General features: G+C 48.0%; 15 protein-coding genes and 1 pseudogene. 11 read left to right on the top strand and 5 right to left on the bottom strand.

The annotated features are described in order from the left end of the window. Positions 1-15 precede the first annotated feature (15 nt). Both OSC7112_RS04025 and OSC7112_RS04030 read right to left on the bottom strand, forming a co-directional pair. Positions 16-315, bottom strand: coding sequence for a hypothetical protein (locus tag OSC7112_RS04025; RefSeq protein ID WP_015174704.1), 300 nt, complete (start codon positions 313-315; stop codon positions 16-18). Positions 316-364: 49 nt separating this feature from the next. Next, positions 365-976 carry a DNA-3-methyladenine glycosylase gene (locus OSC7112_RS04030; protein ID WP_015174705.1) on the bottom strand — a complete coding sequence of 204 codons (612 nt, stop codon included), beginning with the start codon at positions 974-976 and terminating at the stop codon, positions 365-367. 20 nt (positions 977-996) lie between these two features. Between OSC7112_RS04030 and OSC7112_RS41605 the strand changes: the two genes are divergently transcribed. Beyond that, positions 997-1,119 carry a DUF8629 family protein gene (locus OSC7112_RS41605; RefSeq protein WP_006633228.1) on the top strand — a complete coding sequence of 41 codons (123 nt, stop codon included), beginning with the start codon at positions 997-999 and terminating at the stop codon, positions 1,117-1,119. A 173-nt stretch (positions 1,120-1,292) separates the two neighbouring features. Here OSC7112_RS41605 and OSC7112_RS04040 read toward each other — a convergent pair whose 3' ends face one another. Continuing rightward, positions 1,293-1,811 carry a pentapeptide repeat-containing protein gene (locus OSC7112_RS04040; RefSeq protein ID WP_015174706.1) on the bottom strand — a complete coding sequence of 173 codons (519 nt, stop codon included), beginning with the start codon at positions 1,809-1,811 and terminating at the stop codon, positions 1,293-1,295. Positions 1,812-2,478: 667 nt separating this feature from the next. Here OSC7112_RS04040 and OSC7112_RS04045 point away from each other — a divergent pair. Together OSC7112_RS04045 and OSC7112_RS04050 are read left to right on the top strand one after the other, a co-directional pair. Then, positions 2,479-2,982, top strand: a complete 504-nt coding sequence (locus tag OSC7112_RS04045) for a hypothetical protein (RefSeq protein WP_015174707.1) — start codon at positions 2,479-2,481, stop codon at positions 2,980-2,982. Between the two features lie 108 nt (positions 2,983-3,090). Continuing rightward, complete coding sequence (locus OSC7112_RS04050; RefSeq protein ID WP_015174708.1) at positions 3,091-3,531, top strand: hypothetical protein; 441 nt, start codon at positions 3,091-3,093, stop codon at positions 3,529-3,531. A gap of 296 nt (positions 3,532-3,827) precedes the next feature. Here OSC7112_RS04050 and OSC7112_RS36850 read toward each other — a convergent pair. Then, positions 3,828-4,523: pseudogene (locus OSC7112_RS36850) on the bottom strand (IS1 family transposase). Between the two features lie 380 nt (positions 4,524-4,903). On the opposite strand from OSC7112_RS36850, the gene OSC7112_RS04060 reads away from it, so the two are divergent. The 6 genes from OSC7112_RS04060 to OSC7112_RS04085 all read left to right on the top strand — a co-directional run bounded on the left by OSC7112_RS04060 (position 4,904) and on the right by OSC7112_RS04085 (position 11,387). Then, positions 4,904-6,085: a DUF129 domain-containing protein gene (locus OSC7112_RS04060; protein WP_015174709.1), complete on the top strand. Its 1,182-nt coding sequence runs from the start codon at positions 4,904-4,906 to the stop codon at positions 6,083-6,085. A gap of 191 nt (positions 6,086-6,276) precedes the next feature. Then, positions 6,277-7,608, top strand: a complete 1,332-nt coding sequence (locus tag OSC7112_RS04065; protein ID WP_015174710.1) for a GNAT family N-acetyltransferase — start codon at positions 6,277-6,279, stop codon at positions 7,606-7,608. 262 nt (positions 7,609-7,870) lie between these two features. Continuing rightward, positions 7,871-8,329, top strand: coding sequence for a Holliday junction resolvase RuvX (gene ruvX, locus OSC7112_RS04070; RefSeq protein ID WP_015174711.1), 459 nt, complete (start codon positions 7,871-7,873; stop codon positions 8,327-8,329). Between the two features lie 313 nt (positions 8,330-8,642). Continuing rightward, positions 8,643-9,221, top strand: a complete 579-nt coding sequence (locus OSC7112_RS04075) for a DUF3727 domain-containing protein (RefSeq protein ID WP_015174712.1) — start codon at positions 8,643-8,645, stop codon at positions 9,219-9,221. Between the two features lie 247 nt (positions 9,222-9,468). Further along, complete coding sequence (gene mltG / locus OSC7112_RS04080; protein WP_015174713.1) at positions 9,469-10,593, top strand: endolytic transglycosylase MltG; 1,125 nt, start codon at positions 9,469-9,471, stop codon at positions 10,591-10,593. A gap of 272 nt (positions 10,594-10,865) precedes the next feature. Then, positions 10,866-11,387 (top strand): YqeG family HAD IIIA-type phosphatase, encoded by a 522-nt coding sequence (locus OSC7112_RS04085; RefSeq protein WP_015174714.1) that lies wholly within the window; start codon positions 10,866-10,868, stop codon positions 11,385-11,387. A 260-nt stretch (positions 11,388-11,647) separates the two neighbouring features. Here the strand turns inward: OSC7112_RS04085 and OSC7112_RS04090 are convergent, their stop codons facing one another. Next, complete coding sequence (locus OSC7112_RS04090) at positions 11,648-13,240, bottom strand: CPBP family intramembrane glutamic endopeptidase (protein ID WP_015174715.1); 1,593 nt, start codon at positions 13,238-13,240, stop codon at positions 11,648-11,650. 322 nt (positions 13,241-13,562) lie between these two features. Between OSC7112_RS04090 and OSC7112_RS04095 the strand changes: the two genes are divergently transcribed. Next, complete coding sequence (locus OSC7112_RS04095) at positions 13,563-14,924, top strand: histidine phosphatase family protein (protein ID WP_015174716.1); 1,362 nt, start codon at positions 13,563-13,565, stop codon at positions 14,922-14,924. A gap of 224 nt (positions 14,925-15,148) precedes the next feature. Next, positions 15,149-16,462, top strand: a complete 1,314-nt coding sequence (locus OSC7112_RS04100) for a dihydroorotase (protein ID WP_015174717.1) — start codon at positions 15,149-15,151, stop codon at positions 16,460-16,462. Positions 16,463-16,586: the final 124 nt, after the last annotated feature.

Raw genomic sequence — 16,586 nt, forward strand, 5'->3', positions numbered from 1 at the left:
CCCATTCCCAAAATCTTACATTTCCTGCATCAACCGCAAATAATTCTGTCGCATCTGCGTCATATTTTCCATCATTCTATTAGCCATATCTTTCTCAACATCGCTCATTTGCTGCCAAAATAAAGCCGATCGCCTAGCCATAATTGCTTCTTCCCAAAGCATCTCCAAAAGTTGCGCCGCCATTGGATTTTCAGCATCGATAATCCCGCACAATTGCTCGAAGGCGCGGTTGGCTTCGGTGTGAGTGTTAACATCCTGAACCAGGCTTAGGCATTTTTTGAGTTGGACGATCGGATTTTCAGAAGAGTAAGCCATAATTTCACTAAGATAAGCGACAAAATTTACACTGATACCTTTGACATTACTAGAGTTGTGACACAGCCGTAGAGTTCCCTACATACCAGCGCCAAGGCAAATCAATTCCTTGAGAAATCCCGATCCGCGTAGTTTGCACAAAATTTATTGTACCCTCCTCCACAGCTTGCTGAAAGTGCTCGCTCCGGTGTTCCAACCGCAGCGGTTGGCCTGCACCCAAAGGAAAACCGCTTAAAGTTCGATCGATCTCCAGTACCTTACACAGTTTCCCAGGCCCGGCGGCGAGGCGCGATCGCTTCTTATCGGAAATTCCAGCGAATTCTTGGGGAACCGCATCTAGCTGCAAAGCTCGAACCAGCACAGCACTAGCAACTCCCTCTGCATCCGTCACCACGTTAAAACAGTGATATATCCCGTAGATTAAGTAAACGTAGCTCATACCCGGAGGCCCGAACATCACCTGATTGCGAGAAGTGCGCTGTCGGTAAGCGTGACAAGCGGGATCTCCCGGGCCGTAAGCTTCGGTTTCGACAATAATTCCCCGCATCGTCTCGCCGTCAGGAAACTGCCGCACCAGAGTACAGCCCAGCAAATCTGGCGCTACGCTGGTAGATGGCCGCGCCAGCCAAAAAGATTCTACAATCTGAGTATTTGCACTCACTCAACCACAGCAGGTAAATTATGGACGTTAAGTTAGTTTTAGCAGTCTTGACAGCAGTTTTCACCGTTTGCTGTCTGTTCTTCGGCACAAAAAACGGATTCTACGATACTGACAAGTATCACGGTAACGGTTCTGCTCACTAATTTTAGGCGATTGTTAGTTGCTTAAAAAAACCGCCGCCTGTCAGTCAGGCGGCGGTTTTTTTTTAATGAACCACAGAGGCCACAGAGGACACAGAGAAAGAGAAAAGAGAGAGCAGAGAGAATGAAAAGAAGTTGACAAATGATGACACAGCATATTGCTTTATGGGCTGCAATTAAGGATGAATTTTGCCATCTGGCATTTTAGCTTCCTGCAAGCTAGCATTTGATAAATCAGCGCATCCTATGAGGTTAAAACGCATTGTCGCTCCTCGCTCCGTTGCTTTCATATTGAAACCTGCTACTGCATTTTCTGGGTTATTCTGTTCGGGAATAGCGGTGACATTAAAATCCATATTGGCTTCTTTTTCATTAGCCTCAAGGTTGAAAGTAATGCCGGCACAGCCCAAATCAGCTCCCGTCAGGTTGGCTCTATTTAAGTTGGCATTTTTGAGGTTGGCATTGGCCAATTTTGCTCCTGATAAGTTAGCACCTTCTAGGTTTGCTCCCTGCAAATTGACTCCTTGCAAGTCTAATCCTTTTAGGTTGGCATTGCTGAAATTGCATTCTGGACACTGTTTGGTTTGCAGCAATTCCTTGACTTGGTTTTGTTGATTGGAAAAAGTTAGATATTTGGCCGCAGTAAATACACCTGCGATGGACAATGCAGCGGTAAATAAATTATTTAATTTCATAAATATCCAAAAAGCTTCGGGGGCTTTCTATCGCGGTTAATAGATTTCTACAATAGTGCGATCGACCTCTCCAGAATTTCCAAAACAAAATTGTCTGCATCTGAGTCAAGCAGTCCGGCACAATTAAATACCGCTGGACTTAGATAGCAGCAAGCGTCCAGACGGTTAGGAGGTGCTTAATTGCTCAAACCCTTGCTATTATTCCTTCTTCCTTCTTCCTCCTTTTTACCCGCTCAGCTTCGCAGCGCACTGAGGGCAGTCAAAGTGTCGAAGGCCCTTCTTCTTTCTTCCTTCAGCTCTAAATCCCGCATCCTTTCCCTAGCCAGTGCTGCTTTGAGTTTCGGACTCGCCCCCTCCGTCGGCTTCACTTTGCTTTGAGCAGTCCACAAACGGAATTTATTGTTACCCGAAAGCGCGCATTTGCATATACCTGCAGACTGAAATAAAAGAAACTTTATTTATATCCCTGGAATGAGTAAGCCTTCTAAAAAATTGAGGATAATTAAACAGAAACGCAATACCGTACCTGCGCTGTTAAATTCTCAGCAACTACTTTTGTCAAAATTGCTTCGAGCAATTAATTTACTTTAAAAACTGTTGGCAGCAGCTCAGGTTCCTCAACCTCGCCAGAACACACCACCTATAATCCCGACAATTCGGAGCGGCAATGAACACAATCAAATCCGAACCCAAAAGATCGCGCTTCATGGCTCTGCTGCTGACAACGCTGCTGACATTTCCGTTTATGAGTGCTTGCGGTTCTAGCCAGCAAAGTTCCGCTCCTCCGCCTCCTGTTGACGACACTCGCGCTGGAGGAGTGCAAACTAATCGCGGCCCCAGTCCAACGCCCCAAGCAAAAAAAGGACTGAGCAATGCTCAAAAAGTAGGGATTACTTTAGTAGGAGCAGCAGCGCTTTACTACCTCTACCGCCAGCACCAAAACAAGCAAGAAAAGGGGCCCCAGGGAAAATATTACCTTTCCAAAAACGGTCGCGTTTACTACCGCGATGCCCAGAATCGCGCTCACTGGGTAACGCCCCCGCCTGAAGGAATTAAAGTTCCCGAGTCCGAGGCATTGCGTTACCGCGAATTCCAGGGGTACAACAACCAAACTACCGGTCGAGACCTTACTAGCGTGCCGGAAGCTACAAGTCCTATTCCAGCACAGTAGCCTAACCAGTTGAGATTTTAGATTGCCGGTGGCGTGATTTTCAATTAAATCTGGGATTGCCCATCTAAAACAGCCATTTTTCAATACATAAAAAAGAGGAACTTTATCATGGTAGATGGATTTTTGCGGAAGTTAAAAGATGCGATCGTCGGGCCAGACAGCGAGCAAGTCGATCCTGACGGCTATTACGAAGATGCCTCAAATCCCGGACAGTACGGCAACGTGACTCCAGCCAGCGAAGACCCCTACGGCGACCCCGCTGACTACGGACAGTACGGCAACGCGCGTCCGGCCAGCGAAGACCCCTACGGCGACCCTGCCGACTACGGACAGTACGGCAACGTGACTCCAGCCAGCGAAGATCCCTACGGCGACCCGGCTGACTACGCCGGGACCGACTACGGACAGTACGGCAACCTGACTCCGGCCAGCGAAGACCCCTACGGCGACCCGGCTGACTACGTAGCGGATGCTGGAATGTTCGGTAACGTGAGCCCCGCCAGCGAAGACCCCTACGGCGACCCGGCGGATGAGGAAGGGTTTAGTTGAGTAAGTTGACTAGAAAAATTACCTGGTAAGCAACAGCACCCCTGCGGGGGTGTTTTTTTCTTCAGAGGTGGCGGTACTGGTTGTGGAACTTACGCGATAGACAAATTAGCTATTGATTACGCTAATACCAATTTCTTAAAATACCATACTCAGGACAGTTTTCAAATAGGGGCGCGATGCCTACGGCAAGCAACGCTTACGCAACACAGCACAGAAGCCAAAAAAGTGAGTAGAATCTGAACCCAAACAAAACAGAAAAAAGGGCAATCTTTTAGGTTAAGCTAAAAAAACGGTAGTCATGCACAGTAATGAGCTCGTTTTCTCATGCAAGAATTATAGTGATGTACAAAGTTAAAAATTGCCCCAATATGGTGAAAGCAGTTTTTTTGATAAAGACAAGGTTTTACGAAGCAAACGAGAAATTAGCTGCCGTAAAGTATTATTAAGTGTTTCAATATAACTGGTTTTTCCCGATTCTTTACCTACAGGTCGATGTCTTTTAAAAGGTAGCAATTCCTCAGCTAGATTCCCAAAAATCCGTATAACAAACAGTACATTGTCTATAGACAGGAGGTAAAGATTGCCAGAGTTATTCCGCAGATTTTTTTGAGCGGTCTCCAATATAAAGTCCAACACTTTCAGGGGTCTTTCGATCTAAAGCTATCCAGATCCATTGCTTTTTGCGCTGGTTTTTGACAAATGACCACATTTCATCTAGCTGTCAAGTCAACTGACATGAAGGTTTTTTCATCACCAAAATTTCTGGAAAAATTTCGGGCTACTTTTTATTGACATAATTCTGAAGCCATCGAATTGATACCCCCGTAGCTCTAGCAATTACGGGTCAAGATTTTTTTTCTAAAATCAGCCGCTCAATTAAGGCTTTAGTAGAGGAGTGAAATCTGCCGATCTTGAGAATTTTAAATAAACTGACGACTACAATTTTTACATTTAAATGGCTGTTTCCCGTAATAATTTTTTCCATTCTTAATAAAAAAAGCGCTTTAAAAATTAGGACATTCCATACTTTTCCCTAGGAAATTTATGTTGATTTAATATTAAACTATTACTGTGCATCACTACCTTCGTGGGTTTGGTGTTTTTGAAACTGAATATATCGATTGTAATTGAGAAAACCTCTTTATATACTGCCGAAGCGACTGCAAGATGAATTCTCGGTGTTGTTAAAGCCCGATCGCCCATCCCACTCTCCAACCCCGCTACCGCAGACGCGCGATCGCACTTATCTGTAATTGGGCATAAGCTCGATCGCCCCCAACAAACTCAACACAATCCAATTACTACCGGATCGGCGCTCAAAGTACCCGAGATCGACTACAGTAAACACAAAATATTATTGGCGGTGATTTGAGTGATTGAGACTTTAGCAACAGGAATCGCAGCAGCCGGTTCGCTGCTAGCATTGGGCGGATTGGGCCTAGAGTTGAACTATCGCCGGACTGGAAGTCCAAATAAACTAGAACTGACAGCCGGAGAATGGCACTTAGCCGTAAACGAACCAAACCGCTATCTTTTAGTTGGGGAAATGGAGTTCCGCAACCTGACACAGCGTTTCGAGGTGATGTTGCCGGAAGTGCGGGCACAGGTGAAACTGCTGTCAGACGGAAGTTTAGATGGCGTTACTTCCCAGACAAAGGTGATTCCTTGCCACAAAGACGCAGCAGCCAGAGCAGACGATTACTGGTTCGGCTATATTGTTAAAGCCCAAAAAAACACAAAAATTAAAGTTTCTGTAGACATTCAAGGGCAAGATTTAACCAAATTGCAGTCAGCTTGGGTGCAAGTACATTTCGTCACCTACGGCCCGGGCGGCCGCATCCCCAAAGTCCGTAACGTAGTAGTTCCCCTGCAATTTCCCAACTCGGACACCGTACCCACCGCCAGAAATGTCGGAGTTGCAGAAGTCTTGCCGATTCGCACTCACATACTGGCGGAATTGGACAATCCAGTCGAAATTGTCAAGCGGTACGTGCTGCCGCGCGCCCAGAAAGGCGATATAGTCGCCTTGGCAGAAACTCCCCTAGCTTTGATGCAGGGACGCTACCGCCATCCCAGCGAAGTCAAACCAGGATGGGCGGCAAAGCGAGTGTGCTTGTTTTTCTTGCCCACATCGAGTTTGGCCACGGCTTGCGGAATGCAGACGTTAGTTGATGTAGTCGGCCCTTGGCGCGTAGTTGCGGCATTTGCGATCGGCGCTGCGGCCAAAATATTTGGCAAACCGGGAGTCTTTTACCAACTGGCAGGGGAACAAGCCAGGCTGATCGACGACGTTACCGGGACTTTGCCTCCCTTCGACCAATTTATTGTCCTCGGCCCGGACAATCCCCAGAAAGTTGTAGAAGAAATTCAACGAGAAACCGGACTTGCGGCGGCGATCGTAGACGCTAATGACTTGAAAGCAGTTAAGATATTAGCAGCGACCTCCGATTTATCGGTAACATTCTTAGAGCAAGCCTTGCGAAGCAACCCCGCCGGGAATGCTGACGAGCGAACACCGGTCGTTTTAATTCGACCTCTGCCACAAAAATCTTGAGTTGAAAACAGAAAATTAAAAATTCAAAAAGATGATTTGAAATTTTTAATTTTCGATCGAGCAAGAAAGGGAGAAGAATCAAAAGTTATAAGTTTTGAACTCAAAATTTACCCATTCAAAACTCAAAACTACCCTAACTCTTCCCCTTTCTGAATTTTTATTTTTAAATTTCCATTCTCCTCTTTTATGCTATGACTTCATTTCCCTCCCAAAACCAAAACCAGGTTGTGATTCGCCCGTTTCAGTATCGCGACATCGAGGTGATGGAACAACTGTGCGCGGAAACAGCCGAAGAGCCAGAAAACCGCAAGGGCGCAAGCTGCGACGCGGTACTAGGTAGAAAGTTGCAGCAGATTCGCCGCTGGTACGGACTGCTAAAGATTTTTAGCTGGTTTCCCAACCCTTGTCAGTTTCTGTTCCGGGCCCACGTTGCCGAAGAAGAGGGGAGCGTTAAGGGCATAATTCAGATTTCTCCTTTCAACCGCACCCGCAGCACTTGGCGGATCGATCGCATAGGAGTAGACCCGGAAGCCCGCAGCAAAGGAATTGGTTCCATGCTGCTGCGGTACTGCTTTGAGGCAGTCTGGGAGGCGCGGACGTGGCTGTTGGAAGTGAATGTCGGCGACAAAAATTCCTTGGCTTTGTACCGGCAAAACGGGTTTCAGCCTTTGGCCCAGATGACTTACTGGACGATCGCCCCAGAACGCCTGCAAGAAATGGCAAACTCAACCCCAGATTTGCCCAACCTGCTGCCGGTCAGCAACGCAGACGCTCAGTTGCTCTACCAACTGGATACCGCGTCTATGCCGCCCCTAGTGCGCCAAGTATTCGATCGCCACATTCAAGATTTCAAAACCAGTTTTTTCGGCGCTTTAGTCGAAGGTGTCAGACAGTGGCTGGGCAAAACAGAGGTAGTCAGCGGCTACGTGTTTGAACCGCAGCGCAAAGCCGCGATCGGCTATTTTCAGGTGCAGCTATCCCGCAACGGCCACCAACCGCACGTCGCCCAGTTGACTGTACACCCGGCCTACACTTGGCTTTACCCAGAACTGCTGTCCCAGATGGCGCGCCTGGTTCAAGATTTCCCGGTTCAAAGCCTGCAACTGGTTTCCGCTGACTATCAGCCGGAACGGGAAGCTTATTTAGAGCAATTTGGAGCAGTGCGCGTGGAACACAGTTTGCTGATGTCTCGATCGGTGTGGCACAAATTGCGCGAGTCCAAGTTGGTCTCTCTCGAAGGACTCCAGCTATCTGAAATGCTGCAAAGCTTCCAGCCAACTCGCAAACCCGTACCGGGCCGGATGTCCTGGCTCGGCCCGATGGCTGGGGAAGCATCAGCAGGGCCCGCATCCTCCGAGATAAAACCCCTCTTGGCTGACTCAGGAAACAGCCAGACGAATCAAGTTAACCCCTCGGGCGGCCAAAATTCCGAATCAGCAGCAACTGATGGCAGCAGCATTTTGCCTTTAAATCTGCCAGAGTTGCCTCTTGACGGTGGCTGGCCCGGAGAACTCAATTCTTAATAAATGAAAGCAGAAGGTAAAAGGTATAAGACCGAAAAAAATAGAATTAATCATCAAATCAATTACTTTTTTCTGTCATAATCCCAAAAATTACTTTCTGCTTTTGATTGATATCAAATTAAGATTACCTATCTTATTCTTACTTTCTTCTCTTATTCCTTCGCGTTATTCGCGTATTCGCGGTTCGTTAAATAAGATTATTTACTAAGAAAACAGTAAATCTAAAATCTAAAATCTAAAATCTAAAATTGATTGATTGATAATGTCCAACAGTAAATTATGGATTTCAGCACTGGGATTAGATATCGGCCTCAAACGAGTGGGCATCGCCGGGTGTGACGGCACGGGTTTAATAGCTACGGGCATTACAACACTGGTACGATCGTCCTTCGATCGAGACGTAGCTTATCTCCGAGAGCTCGTCCGAGAGCGGAGAGTGCAAATTTTGGTTGCAGGCTTGCCCTACTCCCTGAGCGGAGAATTGGGCGCTCAAGCCCGACAGGTGCAGAAATATGCCAATCGCATCGCCAGAGCCTTAGAGATCCCCCTAGAATACGTGGACGAGCGCCTGACTTCGGTTGAGGCAGAGGAATTGATGAAAACACAAGGGATTTCGCCGTCGCAAAATAAGGGTGCGATCGATCGCAAAGCAGCGGCCCTGATTTTGCAGCAGTGGCTAGACGAGCGGAGGCAAAATATCTCCGCCCTTCCCAATCCTTGATAGCTGGTAACAAAGGCGTGATATCCTGGTTGTGCAAGTTTGCTACGCACACCTGTAACCCTTGACAAACTGGAGAAAATTCTGCTGTACCCTCGGTACTGAAGAAGCACAAAATCGTGATTTGTCCTCAGTGTCGCTTGCTGACTCGACTGAGATTTAAACGCTGCACTCCTCACCTGTGGAAAAAGCCGCGGGTCTCGCGGTTTAAGCTTGTGGACTGGCGATCGCCCACTTAGCTATAATATCGCCACGAAAATTCCCAATTGTCAAGCCAACGTTACTGAATTATTGACGGAAAACTAAGATACACGCGATGTCCTCATCCCCATACCGCAAAAAAGAGAATGGCAATTCCAACGAAGAGTCCGTCACCCTGACGGATGAAGTTGGGCGATCGCTGACTTGCAACATAGAATATTCTATGAACCTAGAAGGTCAAGAATACGCTTTGCTGCTTCCGATTGACTCACCCGTAGAAATTTTTACCTGGCAGGGAGACGATACCGACGAAGCCGCAATTCCTGTAGAAGACGAGACCGAAATTGACAAAATTTTTGATACAGCTAAAGTTGTCCTGCAAGAGCAGAACTTGACACTCCGGCGCACGGCGGTGACGCTGACTGTCGTTGGCGAATTGCCGGAATTTCCCGAAGAGGATATGGCATCCGATGCCGATCCGGATGAGGAGTCGGAGTTCGAGGAACTGATGTGGCTGACCAGTTTCTACCACGAAGAACAGGAATATGCGATTTATACGCCTCTAGACCCGTTCTTTATCTTGGCGAGAATGAATGATGACGGCAAGCCAGAATTGCTCTCAGAAGAAGAGTTCCAAAGGCTGGAACCAATGTTGCCTATGCTGGAAGACCAGTTCTTTGACGAGCTTGATTAGATATTAATTGCAGGCACAAGCCCTGATGGCAAAAAGCAGAATTTTTTACTATTTTATAAAAAAGTAAACTGCTCGCCCGATCGAACTTTTTCGAGATGGCAGCTTCTGCCTTCGCGATCGGGCTTTTGAATTAGGCCGCGTGAATTGAGTCTTTTAAAGGGCTTGTATTCGTAACTTTTCGGTCATCAATCGCAGGTCATCAGTCATTAGTCGCTAGTTAACCGCCGCTTATCCAGGACAACGGACTATGAATAAAGAACAAATGACAAAAGGCAGCGCGCGCGAGAGCCGAAAAGGTACTCCGCAAGTCTCTAAATGGTTGTTTTATCTGGCATTGCTGCCGGCAATTTGGGGGGTTTGCGCTTGGCAGGGCTGGGCTTGGTGGAGCTGGGCTTCGGCGCCGCCTAAAATCCCATCCTCATCGGGGAATCCGGCAGAGGATGCTGCTGTTTCGATCCAAATCCCGGAGGGTACTCCCAGTCAAAAAATCGGCCGGGATTTAGAGGCAGCGGGGTTGATTCGATCGAGCTCGGCATGGAATATGTGGGCCCGCTGGCTGACTCTGCAAAACCGCGAGGGAGGTTTTCAAGCGGGAACTTACCAACTGTCGCCTACTCAGCCTCTGAGTGCAATTGCTGACAAAATTTGGAAGGGCGAAGTCGTACAGCAGAGTTTCACGATTCCAGAAGGGTGGTCGCTGCAACAAATGAGCGCTTATTTTGAAGCGCAAGGTTTTTTCCCGGCTAAGGAGTTTATGGCGGCCGCGAGTCAAATTCCTTACGCTCAATACCCTTGGCTGCCTAGCGGATTGCCTCATTTGGAAGGGTTTTTGTACCCGGATACTTATCAGCTAGACGGCGATAGAATTACTCCTCAAGCTGCGATCGCACAAATGCTCACCCGTTTTGAGCAGACAGCTTTGCCGGTATATCAAAAAAATCAGAATAATACGAAGCTCTCTCTCAAAGAATGGGTGACTTTGGCGAGTATTGTAGAAAAAGAAGCTGTGGTTGCTTCGGAGCGGAACCGTATTTCTGGGGTATTCAACAACCGTCTGAAAAAGGGTATGCCCTTGGGTTCTGACCCGACGGTTGAATACGCCCTCGGCATTAGGCAAACTAAGGAGAAGCCTTTGACTTTCAAGCAGGTGGAAACGCCTTCTCCTTACAATACTTATATCAATGTAGGGCTACCCCCAACTCCGATCGCATCTCCGGGAATAGCAAGTCTGGAAGCGACTCTGACTCCGGAAAATACAGAATACCTGTATTTTATGGCTCGTTACGACGGCACTCACATTTTTAGCCGCACGCAGGCGGAACACGATGCTGCGATTGCTAAAGTTGACCAGCAGTTGCGATCGACTCCATAGATTGGTAATGACTAATAAAAAAGTAATATTATGTCCGGTCGATTACCCCTAATACGGTAGGGGCGGGTTCACGAAAAATATCTGCCCATAATTGATAATCTCAAAAACCCGCCCTTTTAATCGCGGTCACTCGATCGGACATGATATAAAAAGTCAAAAGTCACAAAGGAAAAATCATAATTATTCACTTTTGAATTTTTACTTTTTGAATCTTTAACTCTCAATTTATTATTGCTCAATCTAAACTCTAAAATCTAAAACGTAAAATCATTATGACTTGGGGTAAACTACTACAGCCTGACTTAGTTCTAGGCAATTCGGTCGTGAATTTAACGGCGGATATTCTGCAAAAATATCAGATTAAAGGATTAGTTTTGGATGTGGACGAAACTCTCGTTCCCATTACGGCAATGAATGCTTCTCCTGAACTCAGCTTGTGGGTGCAAGAAATTAAACCCGTGGTATCGCTATGGTTGGCAAGCAATAATTTAAGTCAAAATCGGATCGGTCGAATTGCTGAGTCTTTGAATCTACCTTACATTACGGGTGCTGCTAAACCGTCCCGCCGTAAGTTGCGAACTGCAGTGACGGCGATGAATTTGCCGGTGGAACAGGTGGCTATGGTGGGCGATCGACTTTTTACTGATGTTTTGGCCGGCAATCGTTTGGGTATGTTCACTATTTTAGTAGAACCAATGGTTGATGCGGGGTATGCGCTTCGGAAGTATCCGGTGCGCTCTTTTGAAGTTTGGGTTTCTCAAGCTTTGGGGGCTTCTCTGAAAATTAAAGATTAGTCATTAGTCCACAGTCATTAGTCATTAGTCATTAGTCATTAGTCATTAGTCATTAATGCGGGGGGCGGGTTTATAAATATCCAGGACGTGAATCATAGATTTTGGTGAACCAGCCCCTACTGGAATTCGGATTATTTTACCGAACTAGAGATTAGGGGCGCACCGAGCACCCTACTGCTGTTGTTGGCAAGAGTCGATCGCCCTGACGATCGCTCTTGCCAAAAACTCGGTTAATTCGCAATTATTAACAACCGTCCCAATTAACTGGCGCCACCGCCCAAAAGAAACAGACTCAGGAGAGTACCGCTGTTCCAAAGACTGTGGAGAAGCATAGGAGCAAGGAGATTGCGCGATCGGGTGTACACAAACCCCAAAACCGCACCCAAAGTCGCCAAAGGCAGAATCTCAGAGACACTCAAGTGAGCCACAGCAAACAATAAAGCAGAAGCTGCGATCGCCCCCCAAACAGGCAAATAGCGAGTCAGAGAAGGCAGCAGAAAGCCCCGAAACACGATTTCCTCAAAAACCGGAGCGGCGATCGCAGCAGTGCCGAAAAACACCGCCAAAGCCACGTTGTCCCTACCTTCGAGAACGATCGGCAAAATCGGATTACTGCCGCCTTGTCCCTGCCAGAATTGCTGATTGATCAGCGACACCAAAACTACCAAAGGCAAAGCCACAAAATAGCCGCCAAATCCCCACAAAAACCACTTTCCCCGCCAATTAATCCGAAACCAACCTTCCGGCAAAGGCAAAAAAGACTTGACTGAAAAATACAGTACCGAAAGCCCCCCAGCCGACAGCAACAAATAAGTAGCAAAGATATAAAAAGCCTTGTCGCGCGGGTCAAAAGTAGCAGGATTGAGTTTTAAAACAGCCAGAGAAACTGGCAGCAACAAATAGGGAATCAAGATTTGCCCGACAAAGAAAAAGCCGACCACAAGCACCTGCCAAACAATCTCGCCGTCCCAAGGCACATCCCAAGTCAAGCTCGCATTTCGCGCCAACACCGGGCCGGAACCTGCTGTATCTAACTGCTGCCGCTGCAACAGCCACTGCACGGTCAAACCAACCAGCAAAACCGTGCCAATACAAAGTGCGATCGCCGGAACGCCAACTATAATTGCCAACTTTTCTACAGCTTGCTGGGCCGTTACTTGCTCTGCTGCTTGCAGCGCCGCCAGCTCTTGAGAACGTTCTTGCAGCTTGTACAGTTGAGCGAGAGCGCGATAGCGAAACCAGCCATCCAAAGACTTTTGAATCCGCGGCTCGGCATCCGGCAGCAGTTGAGCCGGATTGCTCCAAATTCCCGTTAAAACTTGAGCAGTTACCACCGAAGAATCGTCATCAATTTTAGTTTTGTAGCGCTCAACTAAATTTTTCCAAGTTTGGAGAGCCGCCTCAGTTTTGCCGCTGCTTACCTGCAAAATTCCCAATCGCAAGTCAAGTTCGTTTAGCAGCACAGACTGTCGATCGATCGACTCTGACAAAGCCTTGTTTTGAGGTAAATTCAGAGTATTATCAGCCGACTTGGAGGCGATGGCAGACTGAATTCCTTTAAATTGTGATTGAGTTGTTTCCAGAGTTTTGCGAGTCGAGTCTCGCGCTTCTTGATATTGCGTCAAAGCCGTATTTAAAGGATCTGCACCGACAATATTGTTGCGCGCCGAACTTAAATTAGCACTCCGATCATTTTCTCCTTGCCACTCCGAGGCGTGCAGCAGCAAATTTGTCTGGTAGAGTTCCAGTCGGCTTTGAATTTGCGGCTGATTCCAACTAGCAAGTAAAGATAAACCGACCAGGGCGATCGCGATCGCCGTTAAAATACCTAAAATCACCCGCTTCAGTGTCATTCCTCGTTTTCCGTCCCGCGCGAATCCGTGGCTAAATCTTTTCCGTCTTTAATCATAGGTCGTTGCAGACGAGAGTATCCCGACAACTGGTAAAATTTCACTGGCTCATCTTTTTGACTCTCCTCAACAAGACTTACGCCACAAATCCTCGCTCCGCCATGTATGCGTAAGGTTCACACCTTAGCCCAACGGTGCTGATGGCGCACCCTACAGGAGTAGTGCGGCATCAGCACCCGCGATGTATGAGGTAATATCCGCACGGCCCTACCACAGCGGGGTAGCAGGCTAAATCTAAAATCTAAAATCTAAAATCTAAAATCGAATGACTCGCATTATCTTAGTCCGTCACGGCAAAAGCACCTACAATCAAGAACGCCGCATCCAAGGCCGCCTGGATAAATCGATTTTGACAGAAGCAGGCCGCAGCGCCGCCCTGCAAGTAGGCGACACACTCAGCAGTATCGCCTTTGATGCCGCCTATACCAGTCCCCTGCAACGAGCCAAAGAAACAGCGGAAATCATCCTGTCGCGCTTGACAAATCCGCCACAACTCCAGCCAACTGATAATTTGATGGAAATCGATTTGCCTCTGTGGGAAGGAATGTTGCGCCAAGATGCGATCGACAAATTCCCCGAAGCATATCAGCAATGGCAAAAACAGCCCGAAAAATTTTCCATGAAACTGCCATCTGCTGACGGAGAAATCGAACACTTTCCCGTATTGGCAATTTTTGCTAACGCCCGTCATTTTTGGCAAGAACTTTTATCGCGCCACCAAGACGGCACAATTCTAGTAGTAGGTCACAACGGAATCAACCGCGCTCTCATCGCCACCGCGTCGGAAATTACCCCGGATTACTATCAATCTATTCAACAGTCAAATTGCGGAATTAGCGTCATTAATTTTGGAACTTCCCTTGTTACCAACGACGAACTCGGAGAACAAAAAAAGAAAGTTGCAGTTCAATTAGAATCGGTCAATTTAACTTCCCATACCGGGGAAATTTTTCCCAAACCGAGGGACGGACACCAAGGCCCGCGATTGTTGCTGGTGCGTCACGGCGAAACCGACTGGAATAAAGCAGGAAAATTTCAGGGGCAAATAGACGTGCCTCTCAACGATAACGGCCGCGAACAATCCCGGCGGGCTGCAGAATTTCTCAAGGATGTAAAATTAGATTTTGCGATTAGCAGTTCGATGCTGCGCCCCAAAGAAACTGCGGAAATTATTCTCCAATATCACGGCGGTTTGCAACTAGAACTGCGCGACGAGTTGAGAGAAATCAGCCACGGACTTTGGGAAGGCAAGTTTGAATCAGAAATCGAACAATCCTATCCCGGTTTGCTAGAAGAATGGAAAACATCTCCTGAAAAAGTCCAAATGCCCGAAGGAGAGAATTTGCAGCAAGTTTGGCAGAGGGCGATCGCATCTTGGCGAGAAATCGTACAATCTGTTTCTGGTACTGGGATTGTCGTTGCTCACGATGCCATTAACAAAGCAATTCTCTGCCATTTATTCGGTTTGGAACCCGAACATTTCTGGAAATTCAAACAAGGAAACGGGGCGGTTAGCGTGATTGATTATCCCCACGGCCCGGATGGTTTGCCGGTATTACAAGCGATGAATGTCACAACTCATTTGAGCGGCGGCGTTTTTGACCAAACAGCAGCCGGAGCACTGTAATTAGTAAAGTGCTGGACGCGAATCCGTAGCGGCAGGAACTCCCACCGCTACGCTTCGCCCGCCTGAAAAATGTTTAAATTTTGATAACCACCGCGCCCGACGCTTAGGAAGTTCTTAATTCCTGAAACTAATGCGGTGGATTGCTTCTTCCTCCTTCGTTCTTCCTTCTATCCTTTACATCCGTTACATAATCCGTTGCCGAACTTCCTTCTTCCTTCTGTTATATGAGCCGCGAACTGCTACAAAATGTACGAGTGCTAGATCCAGTTTCAGGGAGCGATCGCATCGCTGATATTCTGATTGCTGAAGGTGATATCCAAACAGTCGAAGAAAAAATTGCTGAGTTTCCCCCTGACACGGAAGTGCGGGATTGCCGGGGACTGATTTTGGGGCCGGGGTTAACTGATATCTACAGTCACAGCGGAGAACCGGGTTTTGAGGATCGGGAAACGCTGGAATCTTTGATGCAGGCTGCGGCGGCTGGCGGTTTTACGCGAGTGGCGATTTTGCCGGATACCTCGCCGCCTGTTGACAATTTGGCCGGTTTAGCTTTGTTGCAGCAACACATCGGCAATTTGCCGCCCGGGCTGCCCCGCTTGTATTTTTGGGGCGCGCTGACAGCGGGCTTGAAAGGGCAGCAGATGGCCGAGTTGGGCGAGCTGGCCTCCTCTGCGGTGGTGGGTTTTGCGGACGGTTTGCCGCTGTCTAATCCGGCTCTGGTGAGGCGTTTGCTTGAGTATATCAAGCCTTTGGGCAAGTCTGCTGCTTTGTGGCCGTGCGATCGAACTTTGGCAGGAAAGGGCGCGGTGAGGGAGGGTGCGCTGTCGGTGCGCTTGGGTTTGCCGGGAATTCCGGCGAGTGCGGAAACTTCGGCTTTGGCGGCAATCCTGGAGTTGGTGGCATCTGCAGGCACAGGAGTACACATTATGCGCGTTTCTACGGCGCGCAGCGTGGAATTGATTCGAGATGCGAAGGCGCGGGGTTTGCCGGTGACTGCGAGTGTGACTTGGATGCACTTGCTGTTGAATGTCGGGGCAATTTCAGGAAACTCTCAAGATGCCGGTGGGAAAAATGCTCTGACTGCTTCGTTGGCCTACGATCCGAATTTACACCTAGAACCGCCGTTGGGGAATCTCAGCGACCAATTAGCGCTGGTTCAAGCTGTGAAAGATGGCGTAATTGATGCGATCGCGATCGACCACAATCCGCATACTTATGAGGAGAAAACTGTGGCTTTTGCTGATAGTCCGCCCGGGGCGATCGGCTTGGAATTAGCTTTGCCTTTACTGTGGCACGGGCTGGTAGAAACTGGCGAATTTTCGGCTTTGGAACTGTGGCGAGTTTTGAGCGCAGGGCCTGCCGTTTGTCTCGGGCAAACCCCCGCCACGGTTGCGCCGGGAGTCTCTGCTGAGCTGATTTTGTTCGACCCGGAAATGAGTTGGACTGTTGACGGGCCAAGTCTGAAGTCGCGATCGGCAAATACGCCTTGGTTTGGACAGCAATTAGCAGGAAAAGTTGTACAAAGCTGGATTAATTGACCCTTGGGATTGAAATCGATCTGTTGTAGAACAGGCATCTTGCCTGTTTCTAAGAGTAGAACAGGCATCTTGCCTGTTTCTCAAAGTAGAACAAGAGTAGAACAGGCATCTTGCCTGTTTCTCA

Source organism: Oscillatoria nigro-viridis PCC 7112 (assembly GCF_000317475.1).
Taxonomy (GTDB): domain Bacteria; phylum Cyanobacteriota; class Cyanobacteriia; order Cyanobacteriales; family Microcoleaceae; genus Microcoleus; species Microcoleus nigroviridis.